At 63.0% G+C, this 21,023-nt stretch carries 18 protein-coding genes and 1 pseudogene; 9 read left to right on the forward strand and 10 right to left on the reverse strand.

What is annotated here, in order from left to right; genetic code table 11:
* Nucleotides 1-75: 75 nt before the first annotated feature.
* Nucleotides 76-1,671 (forward strand): phosphoglycerate dehydrogenase, encoded by a 1,596-nt coding sequence (serA, locus tag GTW23_RS01790; protein ID WP_252914389.1) that lies wholly within the window; start codon nt 76-78, stop codon nt 1,669-1,671.
* A 105-nt stretch (nt 1,672-1,776) separates the two neighbouring features.
* Here the strand turns inward: serA and GTW23_RS01795 are convergent, their stop codons facing one another.
* Nucleotides 1,777-2,679: an NAD-dependent epimerase/dehydratase family protein gene (locus GTW23_RS01795; RefSeq protein ID WP_252914390.1), complete on the reverse strand. Its 903-nt coding sequence runs from the start codon at nt 2,677-2,679 to the stop codon at nt 1,777-1,779.
* Nucleotide 2,680: 1 nt separating this feature from the next.
* Nucleotides 2,681-3,382: a DUF4386 family protein gene (locus tag GTW23_RS01800; protein WP_252914391.1), complete on the reverse strand. Its 702-nt coding sequence runs from the start codon at nt 3,380-3,382 to the stop codon at nt 2,681-2,683.
* Between the two features lie 98 nt (nt 3,383-3,480).
* Here GTW23_RS01800 and GTW23_RS01805 point away from each other — a divergent pair, with 98 nt between their 5' ends.
* Both GTW23_RS01805 and GTW23_RS01810 read left to right on the forward strand, forming a co-directional pair.
* Nucleotides 3,481-4,389 carry a LysR family transcriptional regulator gene (locus tag GTW23_RS01805; protein ID WP_252914392.1) on the forward strand — a complete coding sequence of 303 codons (909 nt, stop codon included), beginning with the start codon at nt 3,481-3,483 and terminating at the stop codon, nt 4,387-4,389.
* 34 nt (nt 4,390-4,423) lie between these two features.
* Nucleotides 4,424-4,674, forward strand: a pseudogene (locus GTW23_RS01810) (phosphoglycerate dehydrogenase); the annotation flags it as partial.
* 329 nt (nt 4,675-5,003) lie between these two features.
* Here GTW23_RS01810 and darG read toward each other — a convergent pair.
* The 3 genes from darG to GTW23_RS01825 all read right to left on the reverse strand — a co-directional run bounded on the left by darG (nt 5,004) and on the right by GTW23_RS01825 (nt 7,797).
* Complete coding sequence (darG, locus tag GTW23_RS01815) at nt 5,004-6,041, reverse strand: type II toxin-antitoxin system antitoxin DNA ADP-ribosyl glycohydrolase DarG (protein WP_252914393.1); 1,038 nt, start codon at nt 6,039-6,041, stop codon at nt 5,004-5,006.
* Nucleotides 6,038-6,754 carry a DUF4433 domain-containing protein gene (locus GTW23_RS01820; protein WP_252914394.1) on the reverse strand — a complete coding sequence of 239 codons (717 nt, stop codon included), beginning with the start codon at nt 6,752-6,754 and terminating at the stop codon, nt 6,038-6,040. Before GTW23_RS01820 ends, darG begins: the two co-directional genes overlap by 4 nt.
* Before the next feature lie 164 nt (nt 6,755-6,918).
* Complete coding sequence (locus GTW23_RS01825; protein ID WP_252914395.1) at nt 6,919-7,797, reverse strand: DMT family transporter; 879 nt, start codon at nt 7,795-7,797, stop codon at nt 6,919-6,921.
* A gap of 261 nt (nt 7,798-8,058) precedes the next feature.
* On the opposite strand from GTW23_RS01825, the gene GTW23_RS01830 reads away from it, so the two are divergent.
* The gene (locus tag GTW23_RS01830) at nt 8,059-9,357 is read left to right on the forward strand and encodes an adenylosuccinate synthase (protein WP_152007579.1); all 1,299 of its coding nucleotides are present in this window, start codon (nt 8,059-8,061) and stop codon (nt 9,355-9,357) included.
* A 54-nt stretch (nt 9,358-9,411) separates the two neighbouring features.
* On the forward strand, nt 9,412-11,142 hold the full coding sequence (locus GTW23_RS01835; protein WP_252914396.1) for a hypothetical protein: 1,731 nt from the start codon (nt 9,412-9,414) through the stop codon (nt 11,140-11,142).
* Nucleotides 11,143-11,270: 128 nt separating this feature from the next.
* On the opposite strand, the gene GTW23_RS01840 is transcribed toward GTW23_RS01835, so the two are convergent.
* The gene (locus tag GTW23_RS01840) at nt 11,271-12,332 is read right to left on the reverse strand and encodes an aminopeptidase (protein ID WP_252914397.1); all 1,062 of its coding nucleotides are present in this window, start codon (nt 12,330-12,332) and stop codon (nt 11,271-11,273) included.
* Nucleotides 12,333-12,628: 296 nt separating this feature from the next.
* Entirely contained in the window at nt 12,629-13,048 is a 420-nt protein-coding gene (locus tag GTW23_RS01845) for a hypothetical protein (RefSeq protein ID WP_152007582.1), read from the reverse strand.
* A 184-nt stretch (nt 13,049-13,232) separates the two neighbouring features.
* Between GTW23_RS01845 and GTW23_RS01850 the strand changes: the two genes are divergently transcribed.
* Together GTW23_RS01850 and GTW23_RS01855 are read left to right on the forward strand one after the other, a co-directional pair.
* Entirely contained in the window at nt 13,233-14,132 is a 900-nt protein-coding gene (locus tag GTW23_RS01850) for an AraC family transcriptional regulator (protein ID WP_252914398.1), read from the forward strand.
* Nucleotides 14,133-14,221: 89 nt separating this feature from the next.
* Nucleotides 14,222-15,001, forward strand: a complete 780-nt coding sequence (locus GTW23_RS01855; protein ID WP_152007584.1) for an ion channel — start codon at nt 14,222-14,224, stop codon at nt 14,999-15,001.
* 1,098 nt (nt 15,002-16,099) lie between these two features.
* Here the strand turns inward: GTW23_RS01855 and rpoH are convergent.
* Both rpoH and GTW23_RS01865 read right to left on the reverse strand, forming a co-directional pair.
* Nucleotides 16,100-17,002, reverse strand: a complete 903-nt coding sequence (rpoH, locus tag GTW23_RS01860; protein ID WP_152007585.1) for an RNA polymerase sigma factor RpoH — start codon at nt 17,000-17,002, stop codon at nt 16,100-16,102.
* Between the two features lie 165 nt (nt 17,003-17,167).
* Entirely contained in the window at nt 17,168-18,235 is a 1,068-nt protein-coding gene (locus GTW23_RS01865; RefSeq protein WP_382265565.1) for an RluA family pseudouridine synthase, read from the reverse strand.
* A 29-nt stretch (nt 18,236-18,264) separates the two neighbouring features.
* Here GTW23_RS01865 and GTW23_RS01870 point away from each other — a divergent pair, with 29 nt between their 5' ends.
* Together GTW23_RS01870 and GTW23_RS01875 are read left to right on the forward strand one after the other, a co-directional pair.
* Complete coding sequence (locus GTW23_RS01870; RefSeq protein WP_152007587.1) at nt 18,265-18,660, forward strand: hypothetical protein; 396 nt, start codon at nt 18,265-18,267, stop codon at nt 18,658-18,660.
* Nucleotides 18,661-18,662: 2 nt separating this feature from the next.
* A complete protein-coding gene (locus GTW23_RS01875; RefSeq protein WP_252914399.1) occupies nt 18,663-19,508 on the forward strand; it encodes a TrmH family RNA methyltransferase in 846 nt (281 codons plus the stop codon).
* Nucleotides 19,509-19,581: 73 nt separating this feature from the next.
* On the opposite strand, the gene GTW23_RS01880 is transcribed toward GTW23_RS01875, so the two are convergent.
* Nucleotides 19,582-20,946 (reverse strand): hypothetical protein, encoded by a 1,365-nt coding sequence (locus GTW23_RS01880; RefSeq protein ID WP_252914400.1) that lies wholly within the window; start codon nt 20,944-20,946, stop codon nt 19,582-19,584.
* Between the last annotated feature and the right edge of the window lie 77 nt (nt 20,947-21,023).

Here is a 21,023-nt window from a genome sequence, read left to right on the forward strand (position 1 = left end):
GTGACCGCACCGGCTGTCCCCGGTGCGGTCCGGCTGCCCAACTCCCTTCTTCAGTTACTCTCAATGGAGGCCATCATGGCACCTCGCGTACTCGTATCCGATGCCCTGTCGGAAACAGCCGTCCAGATCTTCCGCGATCGCGGCGTCGAAGTCGACTTCATGCCGAAGCTCGGCAAGGACAAGGAAAAGCTGCTCGAAATCATCGGCCAGTATGACGGCCTGGCGATCCGCTCGGCGACCAAGGCGACCGAAAAGCTGATCGCTGCCGCCGACAATCTCAAGGTGATCGGCCGCGCCGGCATCGGCGTCGACAATGTCGATATCCCGGCTGCCTCGCGCCGCGGCATCATCGTCATGAACACGCCCTTCGGCAATTCGATCACCACCGCCGAGCACGCGATTGCGCTGATGTTCGCCGTCGCCCGCCAGCTGCCCGCCGCCGACGCCTCGACCCAGGCCGGCAAGTGGGAGAAGTCGAAATTCATGGGCGTCGAAATCACCGGCAAGACGCTCGGCGTCATCGGTGCGGGCAATATCGGCGGCATCGTCTGCAAGAAGGCGATCGGGCTCGGCATGCATGTGCTGGCCTATGATCCGTTCCTGTCGAAGGAGCGGGCCGAGGAGATGGGCGTGACCAAGGTCGAGCTCGACGAGCTGCTGGCACGCGCCGATTTCATCACGCTGCATGTTCCGATGACCGACAAGACCCGCGGGATCCTGGGTGCCGAGGCGCTGGCCAAGACCAAGCCCGGCGTGCGCATCATCAACTGCGCCCGCGGCGGCCTGGTCGACGAGGCGGCCCTGGCAGACGCCATCAAATCCGGCCACGTGGCCGGAGCCGGCTTCGACGTGTTCGAGACCGAACCCGCCACAGAGAGCCCGCTGTTCGGTCTCGAGAACGTTGTCTGCACCCCGCACCTGGGCGCCTCGACCACGGAAGCGCAGGAAAACGTGGCGCTGCAGGTGGCCGAGCAGATGTCGGATTATCTCGTCCGCGGCGCGGTCTCCAACGCCATCAACATGCCGTCGATCACGGCGGAAGAAGCCCCGATCCTCAAACCCTTCATCCGGCTCGCCGATGTGCTCGGCTCGTTTGCCGGCCAGGTCACCGAAAGCCCGATCAAGGAAATCGAGATCCTCTATGACGGCGTCACCGCGGGCATGAACACCAAGGCGCTGACGTCCGCGCTGCTCGCCGGCCTGATCCGCAACCAGGTGGCCGACGTCAACATGGTTTCGGCCCCTATCATGATCAAGGAGAAGGGCATCGTGCTCTCCGAGGTCAAGCGCGACAAGACCGGCGTCTATGACGGCTACATCAAGCTCACCGTGACCACCGAACGGCAGACCCGTTCGGTTGCGGGCACCGTGTTCTCGGACGGCAAGCCGCGCTTCATCCAGATCAAGGGCATCAACATGGACGCGGAAGTCGGCCAGCACATGATCTACATCGCCAACACCGACGTGCCCGGCATGATCGGCTTCATGGGCTCGACGCTGGGCGACGCCGGCGTCAACATCGCCAACTTCCAGCTCGGCCGCGAGAAGGAAAGCGGCAACGCCATCGCGCTGCTTTATGTCGACGAACTGGTCAGCCAGGACGTGCTCGACAAGCTCACCGCCCACCACGCGATCAAGCAGGCCAAGCCGCTGGTGTTCAACGTCGACTGAGACGGCCGGCACTCTGGGACCGGACAGGCCGCCTCCCGGGACAATGCGTTCCGGGGGGCGGTTTTGTGTCCGGCCATGCTTCGGGTGGCACTACGGGCGCCAGGCTCATGCCCGGAAATGCGCGACCATCGCGGCAACGCCGTCTTCGTAAGACGTCGAAGCAAATTCGGGATAGCGCTGCCGGAACTTGCCGTCCGACATGATGTAGTCGGTCTTGAACTGGTAGCTCATTTCATGAACCTCCCGGATCAGCGGCTTGAACAGGGACAGGCCGCGCAGGACGATGTCGGGGATATGGGTCACCTTGAGCGCGGTGCCGAGCTCCCTGTTGAACAGCGCCGCCATCTCCGACACCTTCACGGCCGGGCCGACGGGCAGGTGGAATTCCTCGCCACAGGCGCCCTCGTCAAGCGCCAGTTCGACCAGTCCGCGTCCCATGTCGCCGGCATAGGCATAGGTGTGAACCGGGCCTTCCGGCATGGCGACTTGCGGCGGCCTGCCCTTGAGCATGTTCTCGAGGAAGCTGATGTAGAAGGGCGAGTTGAGCGCGCCGGGGCCGTAGAAATCCGCAGCACGGCCGACCGTCGCCTTGACCCGGCCGGCGCGATGGGCGGCCATGACGATCTCGACGGCGGTCTTCCGCGCCTTGCCCTTTCGCGACGGCGGGATGCGCGATGTCTCTTCATCAAAGGGCACCGGCAGCGGCGCCGGGCCGTAGAGATAGACATTGTCGAAATAGACAATCCTGGCGCCGACCTTCTCGCAGGCCGTGACCAGGGCATTGGAGATCGCCGGAAAGCCCGTGGTCCAGAGGTCGGAATTGTAGGGCAGCCCGACGCAGTTGTAGACCACGTCCGCGCCGTCGAGAACCCTGACCAGCTCATCGGCCTCCATCGCGTTGGCGTCGGCGCGTGTCAGCGCCTTGCCGTCGAGCCCCCTTGCCTTGATCGCCTGAAGCGTGGCGCCGCCGATGGCGCCGTCGCCGCCAAGAACCGCATGATATCCCATGTCAGTGTCCCTTTCCGAACAGAGCCATGCCGATCATGGTGAAACCGGTGGCGAAAAGCCAGAGATGGATCGATGTCGTCGAGAGGGCAATGCTGGCCTCCATGCCGAACAGCTCGACCACCGGCGAGGCCAGCACCGGCGCGACGATCAGGCCGGCCCAGCCGAGAATTTTCGGCAGCCCGTCATTGCGCAGGATGATCAGCGAGACGGCGATCAGCCAGCCGACGGTGAACAGCGAGACGCCGAGGATCTCGCCGATGGCGCCGCCCCAGGCATTGACCGCGGACTGCAGCAAATCGATCGTCTGGCGCAGCTCGGGCGTTGCCGCGCCATAGCTTTCGGCCAGCAGCGTCGAGGCGGTGAGCCAGCGGATGATGCCGATCGCGCGCGCCAGCGCCGAGACGCAGATCAGGGCGACCGCGGTGACAAACAGCGGTCCCATCTGCCTGTTCCTGCCAAGCGCCATCCAGGCGATCGCCGGGCCGATCAGGGCCCAGGCGAGCGAATAGACGAGGTAGATGCCGTAGCCGAGCCGCACCTGGCCGATCTGATCAAAGATCAGCGGCAGCGCCTCGGACGGGGCGAAATCGAGGCTGTCGGGCCAGCTGATCGCCGCGCCGAGAATGGCGAGCGGCACGAACAGAAGTGCAGCTTCGGCGACGACGAGACCGCCGACAATGAACAGGGACCTGGAAGTCGTCATGGCATGCTCCGATCAAATCAATTGCATCTGATCCTTGCTAGCAGTATCAAAATCAGAACGATATCGCGGATGTCGGAACAGAGGCTTCCATTTTTGAAATGAACAGACACGAGCGCCTGCCGAAACTGCAGCTGATCCAGTCCTTTGCACAGGTGGCCGAGCACGGCTCGCTGGCCGCAACCGTCAAGGCGCTCGGCGGCAGTCCCGCCACCCTGAGCCGCCATATCTCGACGCTCGAGGCCGAGCTCGGCGTCACCCTGTTCGTGCGGCGCGGCGACGGGCTGTCGCTGACCGAGACCGGGGTTGCGCTCTTTGCGCATGCGGCCGATCTGACGAAGGCGGCGCACCGCTTCGCCTCGGTGGCGGCGGGGCGCGACCAGGCGATCGTCGGCACCGTGCGCATCACCGCCTCAAAAGGCGTGTCGGGGTTCCTGCTGCCAAAAGTGATGGAGCGGCTCGCCAGGGAAGAGCCGGAGATCGATTTCGAACTGGTCCCGAGCGACGCCGAGGCCAATTTGCTGCTGCGCGAAGCCGATATCGCGGTTCGCATGTTCCGGCCCACCCAGTCCAATCTGATCGCCCGCAAGCTCGGCGAGCTGAGCTTCGGGCTCTATGCCACGCGCGCCTATCTCGACCGGCGCGGAACGCCCGCATCGGTCGCCGATCTCGCGGCCCACGACCTGATCGGCGGCGACGCCGACGGCCAGGTGCTGAAGGGGCTGCAAACGCTCGGCCTTGATACCGACCGGGAAAGCCTGCGTTACCGCTGCGACGACCGCTTCACCGCCTGGCAGCTGCTCACCGCCGGCTGCGGCATCGGCGTCGCGCAGCTCCTCCAGGGCCGCTCGAGGCCCGATCTGGTGCGGGTGCTGCCCGATACCCCCAGCTTCACGCTCCCGGTCTGGCTGACCTGCCACAGCGAACTCAGGACCAGCACCCGCGTCCGCCGCGCCTACGACCACATCGCCACGCATCTCGGCGCCGAGCTGAAGGCGCAGATGGAGTGAGGGGCGGCGGCGAAGCCCCCGGACCGCGAAAAGGGAAGCCGAAGTCGGCCAGCACATGATCTACATCGCCAACACCGACGTGCCCGGCATGTCGGCTTCATGGGCACCACGCTCGGCGACGCCGGCGTCAACATCGCCAACTTCCAGCTCGGCCGCGAAAAGGAAAGCGGCAACGCCATCGCGCTGCTCTATGTCGACGAGCTGGTCAGCCAGGACGTGCTCGACAAGCTCACCGCCCACCACGCCATCAAGCAGGCGAAGCCGCTGGTGTTCAACGTGGACTGAGGGGTGCTGGGCACTGGTGCCTGAATGCGCGCCTCCCGCAGCCTGAGGGTTTCGGGGGGCGGTTTTGGTTTTTGGGGGGAGTATACACGCGTATCCGTTATGTGCAGATTGCAAGCCTGTCGTAGTCTTGGTGCTCACTGCGGTCGTGGTTGACGCTGCTTAGATGGTCAAGAATTGCCTAGCCAATCAACGTTGAGTGTACTTTCAAAGCGTATAGAGCGGTATGTTCGACAATTTATTGAGGACGCACTTGATCATCATCGATAGACGTCACACTAAGAACTATCGTGATTCATTTCGCATAGAGAGAGTCTAATCTCCTTATCCTTTTAATGGAGTAAGCTATCTTCTTTGAGACGGTCGTAAGCCCCTCGGATAGCTTCCGCGCTATACGTATTACGTTTAGTCTCATTCCAGCTCATCATCTCCTCAATGATCTTTTCGACTGGGAAATGACCTTCATGGCGGGCAAGCCAATGCACCGAAGACAATAACTCAAGGCCATAGGGGCTCTCGTAGCCTTGAATAAGTTTGCTCAAACGATCCACGATCTCAGCGGCGTTTGAATCAGATCTGCTCAAAAAATCCTCCGCAACAGCACATCCACTATTCGTGACATGCGCTTGCCGGTCGCCGGTGAGGAATCCACTAATCATTCCATGATGCTCCAACGCAACATAAGCCAGTTTCAAGGTTTCCGAATAGGGGCCATGCAGGTTGCGAGCGAATTTGAGATTGAAATCGACACCTAACGCTTGAAGGAAGTAGACAAGTTTTTGCAGAGAAATTCTGTCGAAGGAGCCGTCAAAAAAACTTTCGAGATCATTGAGCGCCTTAAGGAGCACCGCGCGGGGATATGTCATTGGAAGACCAGAGTGAACATGTTCCGGTTCGTCAGCAGTGTGCTTTGGAGCAAATAAGATGATGTCAATGTTTTCAAGGGTTGAAAGCTTCGCCTCGATCAAAGGCCGGACATCAGCCCAATCAAGACCGCCGTTGCCGCATCCAAGAGGCGGGATAGCGATAGATCTTATCCTATTCTCGCGAATAACGCTGGAGAGCGCATCGAGACCGTCTTCAATGTATTCGATCTTTGACTTCGACCTCCAGTGTGCTTTGGTCGGGAAGTTGATCAGGAATCGCGGTCCGTTTGACGTGAATAATTCTTTGGTGTCGTAGACAAACATTTGCCCGGGTTTCAGGTTCTTGGCATCGCACAGTTTTTTGTAGGCTCGGAAATTGGCGGGCCAGCGGTTCTTGAACTCTAAAGCGACGCCTTTTCCCATGATGCCAACACAGTTTACAGTGTTGACCAAGGCCTCTACGGGCTCCGCAAACATGTCGCCTTTTTTGGTAATTATCGTCATCCGTAGTAGCATCCACGCTTTTTATATATTGGTATGTTCCAAGCCGAAGCCGCCATCATCGCACTCACGGTATCCTTCATCGCGTCAGTTTTGGCAATGATGCAAAGGACCTTGTCTAGCGGTACAGTTTGGTGAACAAGGAACTCCGCCATACGCTTCGAGCTTCGAGTCATCCGATTGGCTGGGCTTGCCATGTTTTGAAACCACTGGCAGACACCAGCGTAGCCGATCTCTGGTATCGCTGCAATTTGCGGATTCTCATCGAATACGTCCCAGTGAACATGGGCCTCAAGCTTGTCCAAATCTGTTTCCACAGTTGGGAGGGGCGCCTTCGAATTCAATGCGAAATCGCTGAAACATGTAAATAAATCAGACCCGCGAAACATCTCCGGTGAGCTCACGAGAAAGATTCGTTCATCTTCGCAAGCTTGTCTAAGGTGTTCTCCGTCCGGCGAGACCAAGGGAACGTTTTTTCTGAAAATAGTGTATGTGAATGAGGTTATCGGGCTAAAGTAAAAAGGAACAAAGTCGTTCACTACGCCGCCGTTGGGCATCTGGAACTCATTCGTTCCCCTTCGATCCACAATTTCTTGATATGACGTTTGATGGCACCGTTGGATGGGTTGATAACGCTTGGCGCGTATTTCGCCATCCGCAAGGAAGGTGGCCAAATCTTCATGGTACACTTGTCTGAAAATGAAACGTTTCGGCAATCTAGGGCCTTCCACTTGTTTTGACGTACACCAATATGTATTGATTTTCTGATGTTATTCAACTAGGTAGCGAACTCAAGTTGAAGCTATTTGCTCGCTTCGATTTTGGCCTAGGTCGTCCGTTCCTGCTGATTGTTGATGTTTACTCCCGGACTGAAGCCCCCCTACCTCTTCCCCCGCTCCGACAACCATATCCCCCCAAGCACCAGGCCCAGCGCCACCACGTGATACAGATGCAGCATCTCGCCGAGGATCATCACCGAGAGCAGGGTGCCGAAGATCGGGACCAGGTTGATGAAGATGCCGGCGCGGTTGGAGCCGATGATCTCGTTGCCCCTGATGAACAGCACCTGGGCGACGAGCGAGGGGAACACCGCGGTAAAGGCCGCGACCAGCCAGCCGGTGGTGTCGGGCCAGGTTACCGTCTCGCGCATGACCTCGGAGGCTGCGAAGGGCAGCGAGGTGAGGAAGGCCGAGGCCGCCATCACCGTGATCATCGACTGCCAGTGCAGCTGCGGCTTGTAGCGCAGCGCCACGGTGTAGCCGCCATAGCACAGCACGGCGAGCAACATCAGCGCGTCGCCGCGGTTGAGCTCGAGCCCGATCAGCCGCGTCAGGCTGCCGCTCGAGGCGGTGATGGCCACGCCCGCGAGCGTGAGCATGAAGCCGACGATCTGGGCCGGCGTCACGCGGATCCGGAACAGGATGAAATTGGCCAGAAAGATCACCATCGGCATGCCCGCCTGCTCGATGGCGACGTTGATCGCCGTGGTGTATTCGAGCGCCGAGTAGAGCAGGATGTTGAACGAAGTGAAGCCGACCGCGCCGTAGCCGACAAGCAGGGGCAGGTTGGCGCGGATTACAGCCAGGTCGCGGCGCACTTGCGGCAGGGTGAAGGCGAGCAGGATCGTCAGCGCCAGACCCCAGCGCACCGAGGTCAGCAGCATCGGCGAGATGTGGCCGACGGCCATTTTGCCCGCCACCGCGTTGCCGCCCCAGGACAAGGCTGTGATGATCAGGAACAGGTAGGCGCGCAGGATCAAGATGGCTCTTTCGGGTTTGCCGGGCAGGGGCTGCCACGAGCGGTTTTAGGGCCGGAACCGGCCGGCTCGCAGCCGATTGCGCGGCAAAACGGACGGGCTGTGGAATGCCGCCGCCCCTGATTGCCGGGATGCGGGGAAATTGTCACGCAAAAAAGCCTGAACTGTGTGTCCAAGGGTCGATTTTGCCAGCCCAGTTCTGTATGCATGCGCGGGTTTTGTTTTCCGGGCCTCGTGCGAGAGGCCATTTTCCAAGGGGTTGTCATGGCCAACGTGGTTGTCGTCGGGTCGCAATGGGGTGACGAGGGTAAGGGCAAGATCGTCGACTGGCTGTCGGAGCGCGCCGACGTGGTGGTGCGTTTCCAGGGCGGCCACAATGCCGGCCACACGCTGGTCATCGACGGCAAGGTCTACAAGCTCTCGCTGCTGCCCTCGGGCGTGGTGCGGCCGGGCAAGCTCGCCGTCATCGGCAATGGCGTGGTGATCGATCCGCATGCGCTGGTGAGCGAGATCGACCGGCTGGCCGAACAGGGCGTCGTCATCGACGGCGAGAACTTGCGGATTGCCGACAATGCCACGCTGATCCTGTCGCTGCACCGCGAGCTCGACGCGCTGCGCGAGGATGCCGCATCCAATTCCGGCACCAAGATCGGCACCACGCGGCGCGGCATCGGGCCGGCCTACGAGGACAAGGTCGGCCGCCGCGCCATCCGGGTGATGGACCTCGCCAATCTCGAGACGCTGCCGGCCAAGGTCGACCGTCTGCTCACCCATCACAACGCGCTGCGCCGCGGGCTGGGCCAGCCGGAATTCTCGGTCGAGACCATCCTCGAGGAGCTGACCTCGGTGGCAAGCCGCATCCTGCCGTTCCGCGAGACCGTGTGGCTGCTGCTCGACAAGAAGCGCCGCGCCGGGGCCCGCATCCTGTTCGAGGGCGCGCAGGGCACGCTGCTCGATGTCGACCACGGCACCTATCCGTTCGTCACCTCCTCGAACACGATTTCCGGCCAGGCGGCGGCGGGCTCGGGCATGGGCCCGGGGTCGCTGAGCTATGTGCTGGGCATCACCAAGGCCTACACCACGCGGGTGGGCGAGGGGCCGTTCCCGACCGAGCTTCACGACGAGACCGGGCAGTTCCTGGGCGAGCGCGGCCATGAATTCGGCACGGTGACCGGCCGCAAGCGCCGCTGTGGCTGGTTCGACGCCGCCCTGGTCAGGCAGTCAGTCGCCGTCAACGGCATCACCGGCATCGCGCTGACCAAGCTCGACGTGCTTGATGGCCTCGAAGAGCTGAAAATCTGCGTCGGCTACGAGCTTGACGGCACCCAGATCGATCACCTGCCCGCCAGCCAGGGCGCGCAGGCCCGCGTCACCCCGGTCTACGAGACCATCGAGGGCTGGAAGGGCACCACTGTGGGTGCGCGCAGCTGGGCCGACCTGCCGGCGCAGGCGATCAAGTATGTCCGCCGCATCGAGGAGCTGATCGGCGCGCCGGTGGCGCTTCTGTCCACAAGTCCCGAGCGGGACGACACCATACTTGTGACGGACCCGTTTGAAGACTAGGTTAGCGCACTCGCGTGATTTGGAGCGCTTTGTGAGATCAAACCAGGGTAGAGCATGGCGGATTTTGTAGCAGTCATCCGGAAGGCGGTCGATAGCCTGCCCAGCAATACGCCGGAGAACCGGGCCAAGGTCTATGACAAGGCGCGGGCCGCCATCCGCCGCCAGCTGGAAGCGATCAACCCGCCGCCATCGGACGAGGTGATCGCCCGCCAGCTCGACAAGCTCGGTGCGGCCATCGACGAGGTCGAAAGCGAGCACGCCGAGGCGCTGCCGGCCGACGAGAACGAAGCCGACGCGCTGATGGCCGAGCTTGAATCGATGGTGGAGAAAAGCCCCGTCGTCACCGAGCCCGAACCCAAGCCAGCACCTGCGCCCAAGCCCGAACCGAAGCCGGCGCCGCAGCCGGTCGCGCCACCGCCACCGCCGGTCGCGCCGGAGCCGGCACCGGAACCGGAGCCCGTCGCGCCACCGGTGCACGAGCCCGAAGACGAGATCTATCCCGACCGGGCGGAGCCTTCGCGGTCCTATGAGGATGCGCCGGCCTATGATCCGCTGAACGAGCCCTATCCGGAGCTTGAGCCCGGCCCGCAGCCGGAACCGGAGCCGGTCTACCCGCGCGAGCCAGCCTATACGCCCGAGCCAGCCTATGTGCCCGCGCCGGAACCTGCCCGCCGCCCGGCGGACCTGGTCGACGAGGCGCATGACGAGGTGTTCGGACTCGATGATTCCCCGCGGCGCGACGCGCCTGCCTCGGCCGGACGCGCGAGCGGCAAGTCCGGCAGGGGGGGCAGCCTGCTGGCGATCCTTCTCATCGTGATCTTCGCAGCCGCGGTTGCCGCCGGCGGCTTCCTCTACAAGGACACGGTTCTGGCGCTGTTCGGCTCGACCACGGCGGAGACGCCGGTTGCCAGCGAGGATGCCGAGCCTGCTGCCGAGGAAACCGCGGCCGAGACTCCCGCACCGGCGCAGGAGACGGCGCCGGTCGAAACCGCGCTGACCGAAGAGGCGGTTCCCGCGGAGGACGGCAAGTTCACCCAGCGGCTCAACCCGGACGGTAGCGAAACCGATGCCGGTCCCGCGCCCGGCCCGGCCGGCAGCGATGCCGTCGAGGGCCGCTCGGTGGCCGAGCTGACCGATCCGGCGCCTGCAGATGAAGGCGTTGCCGAGGCCGCCACCGCCGATGCGGCCGTGGCACCGGAAGACGCCACCGCGCCCGATGCCCAGCCGCTCGGCGTTCAGCAGAAGATGATCCTTTACGAGGAGCGTCTCGGCCAGCAGCAGCTCGAGGTCAAGCCGGGCACCGTGGTCTGGACCCTGGTCAGCGAGCCGTCGGGCGACGGGCCTGACGAGCAGGTGATCCGCGGCGAGATCAACAATCCGGAAAAGGGGCTTTCCGCGCTCTTGACGATCAAGCGCAACACCGATCCGTCGCTGCCCGCCAGCCACCTGGTCGAGATCGTCTTTGCCCTGCCGGCGGAGTTCGACGGCGGCTCGATCGACCAGCTGCAGCGCATCGCGCTGAAACAGACCGAGGCCGACCAGGGCACCCCGCTGATCGCGGTGCCGGCCAAGATCACCCAAGATTTCTACATGGTGGCGCTCAACGATCTCGAGGAAGCCCGGAGCACCAATGTGGAGCTCTTGCGCGACCGCAGCTGGATCGACATCCCGGTGGTCTACGCCAATGGCCGCCAGGCGCTGATCACGCTGGAAAAGGGCACTTCGGGCACCGAGGTGTTCAACCAAGCGCTCGACGCCTGGGCGCGCGCCGAACCGCAGAACTGAGCGCGTAAGGCTTCTCAGCTGCCTCCCATTTCCCCCTCTTCAGGGACGAAGGATGGTCGGGTGCAGCCTCCGGCCAATCGCCCCCGCAAGGGGGGCGATTGGCCGGCGCTCCTGTCCAGCCTTGCCTCTCACTCACACGCCTTTGCTGCCTCAAGCGCTTGAGGCCGTTCCGACCTGTCGAGCGCGCCCAGCCGCTTCACCGCCGTGTAGAAGCGCGGGTAGTCGCCCCCGCACAGGTCGAACAGGCGCAGGAAGGCCGGCACCAGGTCGTTGTAGACCGAGGTGGCGGCGAGCTTGGCGTTGTTGATCGGCGCCTCGAACCAGGCATCATAGCCGTCATAACCGCCCCAGCGCGTGTCCCGCATCTGCCGGTGGCGCTGGCGCAGCCGCTCGATCGCGGCTTGCTTGCCTGCGCGTTTTTCGGAAGCGGTGCCCGGGCCGCCATAGACCGCGTGCAGCTCCTCGCGCGCTTGCGCGATCAGGGAAAGGAAATCGGCATTGCGCGCGCGGGCGGCCTCGTAGCGGCGCAAGCCCTCGCCATCGTCCGCCGCGCGCAGCCATCTGCGCACGCCGCTGGTTTCCACGGCCACGGCGAAGGCCTCGTTGAAGGCGCTGTCGTCCTTCACGTAGAGGCGCTGATGGGCGAGCTCGTGAAAGATCAGCGCCGCCAGGTAGGCGTCGTCATCGCGGAACATGGTGGAGAGCAGCGGGTCGGCGGTAAAGCCCAGCGTCGAATAGGCGGTGACGCCCGAGACATGCACATCAAGGCCGTCCTCGCGGAGCCCTGAGGCGGTCTTGCGCGCGGTGTCGAGCGAGAAGAAGGCCTGGTAGGGCACGCAGCCGAACACCGGAAAGCACTTGACCAGAGGCGCCAGCGCGAATTCGGGCGCAGCAAACACCGCGATGGTGACATAGTCCCGGCCGAGATCGACATAGGAGCGGTAGCTCGCATTGTCGGGCAGATCGAGTTCGTCGCTGGCGAACTGCCTTATCGCGCTTGCCGTCTGCATCCGCCCGCGCAGGGCGCCAGGCGTCGCCGGATCGGCAATCAGCCGCGCCACATCCTTGCGCGCCGCCATGAGATTGAGATGCCCGTTGAGCGATTCTGCATAATAGCCGGGCCCGATACAGCCGGAGAGGACCAGGGCAAGGGCGGTCAGGAGCAGGGGGAGAAAGAGGCTGCGCTTCACGGTATGCCCGGCGGGTTGTTTTCATGCCCCGGCGCCGGTGGCGCGAGAGGCTGGCGATGACGGGTCATTGGTAAAGCGGCGGGCGGGTTTGGGCAAGTGGCCGGGCGGGCCTCGGTCAATTCAGGATGGTGCGGCGGGCCGCTGGCGCTTTGGGCGCTCAGCGGCCATTCAGCATTGTCACCCAAGGGAGGGATGCAGCCCGCCATTGACGGTTTCGTTGCGGCGTCAAAGCCGGGCTGCGGGCGCGTTCAAGCCAAGCGGGCAACAAATGTATCGGCGCCATGTGCCTCCCGCTGTTACTGCGATACTCTTGCGCCGCCCTGGCTTTTCCTGATTGCCAGGATGAGGCAAACTCCAAAAAAGTAGTGTGACACGATCGCAGCGGTCACCGTCGTTTGCGCCAGGCCATTGTCAAAAATTCCCTGGTCTCGCATCACCAGCCACATGACCCAGTCCGCCGTCGCACTCGCCATCTGATAAAAAGCCAGGCCTTTCGCGACACCGAGATGCGGGTCGTGCCGGAATATCCATGCAAAGTATCCCATGGTGCCGAGAGCAAGTCCCGTGATCTTTACAATCCAATGTCCGTCCGGGCTCAAGTTCCAGCCCGTCAGCACGGGGATGATGGACGGCGGCATCATTGCGGCGGCGAAATAGAAGAACTCCAGTATGGCAACCGCCAGGAACAGGAATTTCAAATCGGTCAGCTTTTGCATGGCGGGCTCTCACGTGCGGGAAAAAGTAACGGGAAAGGCGAATACGATTGTTGTACAAGATCGCCATCACCGGGAGCATGCCTATTTATCCTGATGTTCTGCCCGATTCTCCATGCTTGAGGATTTCTGTAGAACCAGAGCAATTGCTCTCATATGATCAGACGGCGCTAAGGAACCCACTGCCATGTCTCTGGATCACTTAATATCAGATACTTACCGTGCGCTTTCGGAACTTGATCCCGGATCGTCGATCAATCTGATCCAGGGGCTCAACCTTGCAATCGTGTGCGATCAGGCATCCGACAGTGTGGATAGGCAGGTCTATGAACCCCTGTTTTGCCTTGTGCTGCAGGGCCGCAAGGAAATTGTCATCGGACCGAGACGCATCGAGATGCGGCCTGGCAGCGCCTTGATCGTCAGCCACGACGTCCCGGTGACGACCAGGGTCGTGGAGGGGACACAACAGCACCCTTACCTGGCTCTGGTGACGCGGCTCGATATTGCCGCGATCCAAAGTCTTTACGTGGAAGTCGCGCATGAGCTTGCGCCAGCCTCAACGACAAGCTGCATCGACGCTGGAGAGGCGGATGAAGCGCTGATTGAGGCGATGAAGCGATTGCTGGCCATTCGCAAGCTTTCGCTCGAAGCGAAGGTGTTGGGGCCCCTGATACATCGCGAGATCGTTTTTCGACTGCTGCAGTCGCATCATGGCGGGATGCTCCGAGAGGTACTGCGTTTCGATGGCTACGCCGGGCGCATCGCCCACGCAGTCCGCCACATTCAGGACCATTACCGCGAGCGTTTGGTTGTCAGTGAGCTTGCAGCATTATCAGCCATGAGCCTTTCGGCCTTCCATCAACAGTTCAAGACCGTGACGGGACATTCGCCGCTTCAATACCAGAAAATCCTTCGTATCCTCGAAGCGCGCCGATTGCTGGAGCGAGGAAACAAGACCGTGACCGACGTCGCTCTCGACGTCGGTTATCAGAGCGCGACGCAGTTCAGCCGCGAATTTTCGCGCGAGTTCGGTCATCCGCCGCGTCTGCGAAAGGCTGCGGAGCCAGCAAGCCTGAGTAAACACTAGAAAGGTGCGAGTTTGGCTCCGGACTTGTCCGCACCCATGCCGGTTTCCGGCACTTGGTTCCCGCCGGCAAGGTGTGGCATGTTGAAAACATGGAAGAATTGCACAGAACGATCAGGTTGCTCTACACCGGCCGAAGCCAGGGCGCGCGGCGGTTTCGCTACGGGCTCGTCGTCTTCGACGCGCTGACGATCGCCTATTTCATCGCAACCGCTGCATTGCCAATGACGCCTATGATGATGGCGGTGAACGCCGGTCTCGGCGTGCTCATTCTCCTGGACCTCGCGGCCCGGTTCTGGATATCGGACAACCGGCGGCGGGAGCTTGCGCGGATCTACACGCTTGCGGATCTCGTCGTGGTCGCGTCGCTGCTGCTCGGGCCGCTGCTTGCCGAGAATCTGGCTTTCCTGCGGGTGCTGCGCGGCTTGCGCCTGATCCACGCCTATCATCTGCTGCGAGACCTCAGGCGCGAGAGCCTGTTCTTTCGCCGTCACGAGGACGCGGTCCTCGCTGCGGTCAACCTGTTCGTCTTCATCTTCGTGATCACGTCGCTGGTTTTCGTTCTGGCTTTCGACGAGCAGGCCGGTGTCGCGGGCTATATCGATGCGCTCTATTTCACCGTGGCGACGCTGACGACAACGGGTTTCGGCGACATCACCATGACGACGCCGGGCGGCAAGCTGTTGTCGGTGTTCATCATGGTCGTGGGCGTGGCGCTTTTCGTGCAGCTGGCGCGTGCGATCTTCCAGCCGTCCAAGGTCAAGTATGATTGCCCGGAATGCGGCCTGAACCGGCACGAACCGGATGCGATCCACTGCAAGCATTGCGGAGAGCCGCTGAAGATCGAGACGGAAGGCGAAACCGGGATGTGAAGCCGGGATGTGAGGGGCCGGCATGCCCCGGTCCTGAGCGCCGCTGCATGGGATGTGACGGTCGGCTCTTTCCCCGCGATGGGCTATCAAGCCTATTGCAAGGACATCAGCTGTTCGCCCGTTGTCGCCTCTCGGCCCGAACGTTCCGGGTGAAACCGGAGATTTTTTCCACACCCTCCCGCCCCGTGCCACACTTGTCCTGCCTTCCGTCCTGAACGGATGGCCGGGGCCCACGGAGCCCGGGCCGGCGGGAGGCGGTGAGTTCCGGTTGGCGGGAGCCGTACCTGCGGGCCGGAAGCTTGCGAAGCTTTGCCCCGGCCAGCGCGGGCGCCTGTTCCATCGGGGTGGATGGACGCAAGGGCGTTTCGCGCGAATGGCCGGAACCGGTTGCCTTCTGGATTGGAGTGCAGCCGGCGGCGTCCGATCCGCATGGTTTTGAGGGCCGGCCGGGCCCCCGGGCCGATGCGGCGTCACCCCGGACGCTGGTCTGACACGTCCCTGCCGCGCCGGGTGGAGTTTTTCGGCGGCGCGGGTGGGAGAGGGCGGGTTTGGTCCCCGAAGGGCCGAACGTGACGAGACCGCCCAGGGCTTGCGTGATGCTTTGCTTGAAGGAGGGCCGGCCTCGCGCCCGGAAGGCGCGGGCATCCCTTGCCGGTGGGGCGCGGGTGAACGCGCCAAGCCACATTCTTCCAACCACCACGGGCCGTTGCCCGCGCCCCACGAGTCCGGACAAGTTCCGGAAACCGAGACTGCTCCCATGCCGCCGGCGAAGTTTTTCGCGCGCGGGATTTTGCCGTGGGATGGAGGGGCAGGGAAGGGCGCCAACCCCCTCACCTGCAATTTATAGCACTTAGCTTGCGCTAAGATGCTGAAATTACTTCCTCTCCCACGAAGGGGAGAGGGAGGATCGCAGACAGCGCGTGTCCCTCTCCTCGCCCCTCGTGGGAGAGGATACAAAATCGCCGTCTTAGCGCAGATAAGTCGCAGATTTTGTTGGTGAGGGGGCAGTGGAAGGGACGACGACTCTGGAGCACACACAAAAAACCCCGAAAGCGTCTCCGCGTCCGGGGTCTTGAATGTTTCGCCGTGCGGCGAGCCTCAGTCCTCGACGGTCACCAGCGCCTTTTCGCGGGCGGCGGCAGCCTTCTGGACGGCGTCCTGGACCTTCTCGAAAGCCCGGACCTCGATCTGACGGACGCGCTCGCGGGAAATGTCGAACTCGGTGGAGAGATCCTCCAGCGTGATCGGGTCGTCGCGCAGGCGGCGGGCCTCGAAGATGCGCTTTTCGCGCTCGTTGAGTACGCCGAGCGCGCTCTTGAGCATGGCGCGGCGGGTTTCGAGCTCATCCTGCTCGACCAGCATGTCTTCCTGGCTGTCGGATTCATCGACCAGCCAGTCCTGCCACTGGCCGGACTCGCCCTCGCTGGCGCGGATCGGCGAGTTGAGCGAGGCATCGCCGGAGAGGCGGCGGTTCATCGAGATGACCTCCTCCTCGCTGACGTTAAGCTTGGTCGCGATCTCGGCCACCTGGTCGGGCCTGAGGTCTCCGTCCTCGACGGCCTGGATGCGGCTCTTGACCTTGCGCAGGTTGAAGAACAGCCGCTTCTGGTTGGCGGTGGTGCCCATCTTGACGAGCGACCAGGACCTGAGGATGTATTCCTGGATCGAGGCCTTGATCCACCACATGGCGTAGGTCGCCAGCCGGAAGCCGCGCTCCGGATCGAATTTCTTGACAGCCTGCATCAGCCCGACATTGCCCTCGGAGATCACTTCCCCGATCGGCAGGCCGTAGCCGCGATAGCCCATGGCGATCTTGGCGACCAGGCGCAGATGGCTGGTGACGAGCTTGTGGGCGGCCTTGGTGTCCTCGTGCTCGAGGAAACGCTTGGCCAGCATGTATTCTTCCTGCGGTTCCAGCATCGGGAACTTGCGGATTTCGGCAAGATAGCGATTGAGACCGTTTTCGCCGGCAGAGATCGACGGCAATTTGACTTGGGCCATGACAGCACCCCCTTATCCCGATTTTCGGCTTCCTTGCGGCAAGCCTGCAGGTTCGGACCGAACATCGCACCCGAACTGCCCTGACATGGCATTTAATTGTGGCGAAAGCCGGGTTCAAGGTGCAACCGGCATCACGGTGATGTGATCCGCGGCGGGCGACCGCTCTCAGAGGCTTGCAAGGGTCGCGCGCAAGGCTTCCATGTCGGCGGGAAGCGGGGCCTCGAAACGCAGGGTTTCGCCGCTGGTCGGGTGTTCGAACACCAGCAGGAAGGCATGCAGCGCCTGGCGCGGGAAGGCGTTGACGACGTTGCGGACTTCCTCGGGCAGCCGGTTGGCCTTGGTGCGGAAGGCACCGCCATAGTCGAGGTCGCCGATCAGCGGATGGCCGATATGGGCCATGTGGACGCGGATCTGGTGGGTGCGGCCGGTCTCGAGCCGGCATTCCACCAGCGTCGCGGCGCAGGTGCCGTCGGGTTTTTCCTCGTAGCGCTCGCAGACCAGATAATGGGTGACCGCGTGGCGGACATCGTCGCCGTGGTCGGTGCGCACGGCGCGTCGGATGCGGTCCCGAGCGCGGCCGAGGCTGGCATTGATGGTGCCCTTCAGCCCCTGCGGCTTGCCCCAGACGATGGCCTGGTAGGCGCGTTCGAGCGGCCCCGTCAGCCCGTGGTCGGCGAACTGCTCGGCCAGGTGGCGGTGGGCGAGATCGTTCTTGGCCACCACCATCACCCCGGTGGTGTCGCGGTCGAGCCGGTGGACGATGCCGGGCCTGCGTACGCCGCCGATGCCTGAGAGGCTGTCGCCGCAATGATGGATCAGCGCATTGACCAGCGTTCCGGTCCAGTTGCCGGCGCCGGGATGGACCACCAGCCCCGCCTGCTTGTTGATGACGATGAGGTCGTCGTCCTCATAAAGGATTTCGAGCGGAATGTCCTCGCCGACGGGATCGGGATCTTCCGGTTCGGGCATCTCGAGTTCGACCCGGTCTCCGGGATGGATCTTGTGCTTGGCCTGCTTGGCAGTCACGCCGTTGACGGTCACAGCCCCCGCCTCGATCAGCGCCTTGATGCGGCTGCGCGACAGGTCCGGCTCGAGTTCGGCTGCGAGCCAGGCATCGAGCCGGCCCTCGGCATCTTCGCCGGCGACCAGGGTCTGGGCGCCCGGCTGGCCCTGATCGGCATCTTGGGCTTCCCTATCGCTGTCGGCTTCGGTAAACGGTGTCGCGTTCTTCACTATCAGGGTCCGCCCGGCAAGGAATGGAAATGTCGAAAATCAACGAGGACGATCTCGACGAGAAGCCGCTTGATCCAGAGATGGAAAAAGTCCGGCGCAAGATGGTCCGGCTGCTGGCCGTGTCGATCGGCATCATGTTCATCGGTCTTATGACCGTGCTGGGCGCGATTGTCTATAAATTCACGCAGGCCGACGACCCGGCGGCGGGTACCGCGCAGGTGGCAGGCTCGGCAGGCAGCGTTCCCTCCGATGCGCCGGTGGAGGGCGTGGCGGCGCTGCCGGCCGGGTTCGTCGTCGAAAGCGTGTCGCTCGACGGCAACCGGATCGGCTTTTTCGGCCGGGCCGCCGACGGTTCGCGGCGCGTTATCGTTCACGACATTGCGGTCGGGCGGATTGTCAGCGACATCGTCGTGATCACCCGCTGATCATGCATTCCGAAAGCCCGGCCCGGCTGATCAGGATCGAGGATCCGTTGGATCCGCGCATTGCCGAGTTCACCGCGATGCGCGACCGTGACCTGGCCGGGCGCGGCGACCGCTTCATCGCCGAAGGCCGGGTGGTGCTGCAGGCGCTCATGGATGCCGAGGCCGGGTCCAGGCGGTTCGTGCTCGAGAAGGCGCTGATCCTTGAAAACCGCGTCGACGGGCTTGGCGACGTTCTCGGCCGGATCGATCCCGCATGCCCGGTCTATGTTGCGGGCCGCGAGGTGCTCGATGCCGCCGTCGGCTTTGCCATGCATCGCGGCATCCTGGCTGTCGGGCGGCATCTGCCGGCAAGCTCGTTCGAGGAATTCCTGTCGGGCCTGCCGGAAAAGGCTTTGCTGGTGGCTGCCTGCGGCATTGCCAATCATGACAATATCGGCGGTATCTTCCGCAATGCCGGGGTGTTTGGCGCTGACGGCGTGGTGCTGGATAGCTCCTGCTGCGATCCGCTCTACCGCAAGGCGATCCGGGTTTCGGTCGGGGCGGCGCTGAGGGTTCCGTTCTGCCGGGCCGGTTCGATCGGGGAGATGGTGTCGGCGCTCTCCGCGCACGGTTTCGAAGTTGCCGGGCTGTCGCCGCGCGGAACCGGGGCGCTGAGCAGCTTTGAGCCGGGCCGACGGCTGGCCTTGCTTGCCGGAACGGAAGGGGAGGGACTGCCCGCAGACCTTGTCAGCCGGATCCGGACGCTCAGGATCGAGCAGGCGCCGGGTATGGACAGCCTCAACGTGGCGACGGCGAGCGGCATTGCGCTGTGGCATGCGGCCACGCGGATGGGCCGGACGAGAGCCTAGAAGCCTTCTTCATGTCAGGCTGCAGTGCTGGCTGGGATGTTGCCGCGGACCAGGTCCGGTCAACGTCGCAGTTCTAGCGGTTTCCGAACAGCAGTTCCCTTGAGCGGGCGGCGAGGCTCGGGTCGTCGCCTTGGGTTTGCGAAGCGTCTTCGCTGCCCTTGAGGATGTTGTGGATCGGCGATGCGCCGCCATCCCTGCTTGCGGTCAGTTCCACCATCATGGCCGCAACCATCGCGATTTCGCGGCGTAAAGCGGCGTCGTTGTCGTCCTTGTCGGCCTTCAGCAGTCGCTCGATCAGGGCGGCCTGGCGGGCGCGGAGGCGGTCGACCTTTTCATCGTCGCTGAGGGTGTCGGCCTGCTCGGCGGCGGGGGGCGCAGATGGTTTCGCCGCAGCCTGCGCCGCCGCTGGCCTGGCGGTTCCGTCAGGCTTTTCGCGGACGATCTCGTGGATCTCGGCGCTCGGCCGGGCCGAGGTCGTAATGGATGCGGGTTCAGGTGCCGAGACTTCGGTTTCCTCGGCTGGTTCGCTTGCGGCCGCGTCCTCGTTGCCGGCAGCCTCAGCGCTGGAGCTTGCCGGCGTCACCGGCTGGCTCCTGGTTCCAGCGGCTGCCTTCCTGGCCTGGCTGTTGGCTTCCTTCAGCGCCGACTTGGTGGCTCGCAACTCGTCGGACAATTCGCGGTTCTTCTTCTTGAACCGGTCGACTTCGGCAATCCGCCGCTCGAGCGCATTCTCGCGATCGGTCAGCGCGGTGATGGTCTTGGCGAGCTTTTCGTCGTTCTGCGTCAGCCGCTCGTCATTGCTCTTCAGCCGGTTTTCAAGATCGCGGCTGGTTGCCTCGGCGTCCTTGAGGGCTTCGCGCAACTGGTTGCGCTCGGTTCGGAGTTCGCGGATCTGGGATTTGAAATTTTCCGCTTCCGTGTCGAGTGTGACCAGATCGATGCGGAGTTCCTCGATTTCGGAGCCAAGGCGGTTGATCTGATCGTCGCGCATGGCGATTTCGTGCTTGCGGGCCTCGGCGAGCCGCGCGGCGTCGGAAAAATTTCCGGTCAGGGTGGTGATCTTCGCGTCGCGATCATGCATCTGGGCATTGAGGTCGCGGATGCTGGATTCCTGCTCCTCAATTGTTTTCACCGCGTCGAGTTTCTCGGCCCGGATAGCAACCAGCTCGTTGCTCAGCCGGGTCCCGCGCGCTACACTTTCGGTGAGTTGGTCGCGATTGTGCTTGAGATCGACGGAAAGGCGGGCATTTTCGGCAGCATAGGCGGCTCTCGCCATGTCCTTCTCGGCGCGGATCTCGGCCACCGACAGTGGCACGCTGGCGCGAATGCGGCGCTCGGTCAGGCTGACCACGCGCCGGTGGATGATCGGCGCGACGATCAGCGCAACGAGAGCGGCAGCCAGAAAACCCAGCGCAAATAACAGGACAAACTCGATCACACCGTATCCACACAGTCACATGCCGGGCTCAAGACGCCTCCGGCCAAAACTTGCAAAAGCATTAAGCATGGCGGCGC

The organism is Parahoeflea alexandrii (assembly GCF_024105735.1).
Lineage (GTDB): Bacteria > Pseudomonadota > Alphaproteobacteria > Rhizobiales > Rhizobiaceae > Hoeflea > Hoeflea alexandrii.

Excerpts from the sequence above, each read along its gene's own strand:
- serA (WP_252914389.1), top strand. The coding sequence starts at position 76 with ATGGCACCTCGCGTACTCGTATCCGATGCCCTGTCGGAAACAGCCGTC.
- GTW23_RS01830 (WP_152007579.1), top strand. The coding sequence starts at position 8,059 with ATGGCCAACGTGGTTGTCGTCGGGTCGCAATGGGGTGACGAGGGTAAG.
- GTW23_RS01850 (WP_252914398.1), top strand. The coding sequence starts at position 13,233 with ATGTCTCTGGATCACTTAATATCAGATACTTACCGTGCGCTTTCGGAA.
- darG (WP_252914393.1), bottom strand. The coding sequence starts at position 6,041 with ATGACGATAATTACCAAAAAAGGCGACATGTTTGCGGAGCCCGTAGAG.
- rpoH (WP_152007585.1), bottom strand. The coding sequence starts at position 17,002 with ATGGCCCAAGTCAAATTGCCGTCGATCTCTGCCGGCGAAAACGGTCTC.
- GTW23_RS01835 (WP_252914396.1), top strand. The coding sequence starts at position 9,412 with ATGGCGGATTTTGTAGCAGTCATCCGGAAGGCGGTCGATAGCCTGCCC.
- GTW23_RS01795 (WP_252914390.1), bottom strand. The coding sequence starts at position 2,679 with ATGGGATATCATGCGGTTCTTGGCGGCGACGGCGCCATCGGCGGCGCC.
- GTW23_RS01805 (WP_252914392.1), top strand. The coding sequence starts at position 3,481 with ATGAACAGACACGAGCGCCTGCCGAAACTGCAGCTGATCCAGTCCTTT.
- GTW23_RS01855 (WP_152007584.1), top strand. The coding sequence starts at position 14,222 with ATGGAAGAATTGCACAGAACGATCAGGTTGCTCTACACCGGCCGAAGC.
- GTW23_RS01845 (WP_152007582.1), bottom strand. The coding sequence starts at position 13,048 with ATGCAAAAGCTGACCGATTTGAAATTCCTGTTCCTGGCGGTTGCCATA.
- GTW23_RS01800 (WP_252914391.1), bottom strand. The coding sequence starts at position 3,382 with ATGACGACTTCCAGGTCCCTGTTCATTGTCGGCGGTCTCGTCGTCGCC.
- GTW23_RS01870 (WP_152007587.1), top strand. The coding sequence starts at position 18,265 with ATGTCGAAAATCAACGAGGACGATCTCGACGAGAAGCCGCTTGATCCA.
- GTW23_RS01875 (WP_252914399.1), top strand. The coding sequence starts at position 18,663 with ATGCATTCCGAAAGCCCGGCCCGGCTGATCAGGATCGAGGATCCGTTG.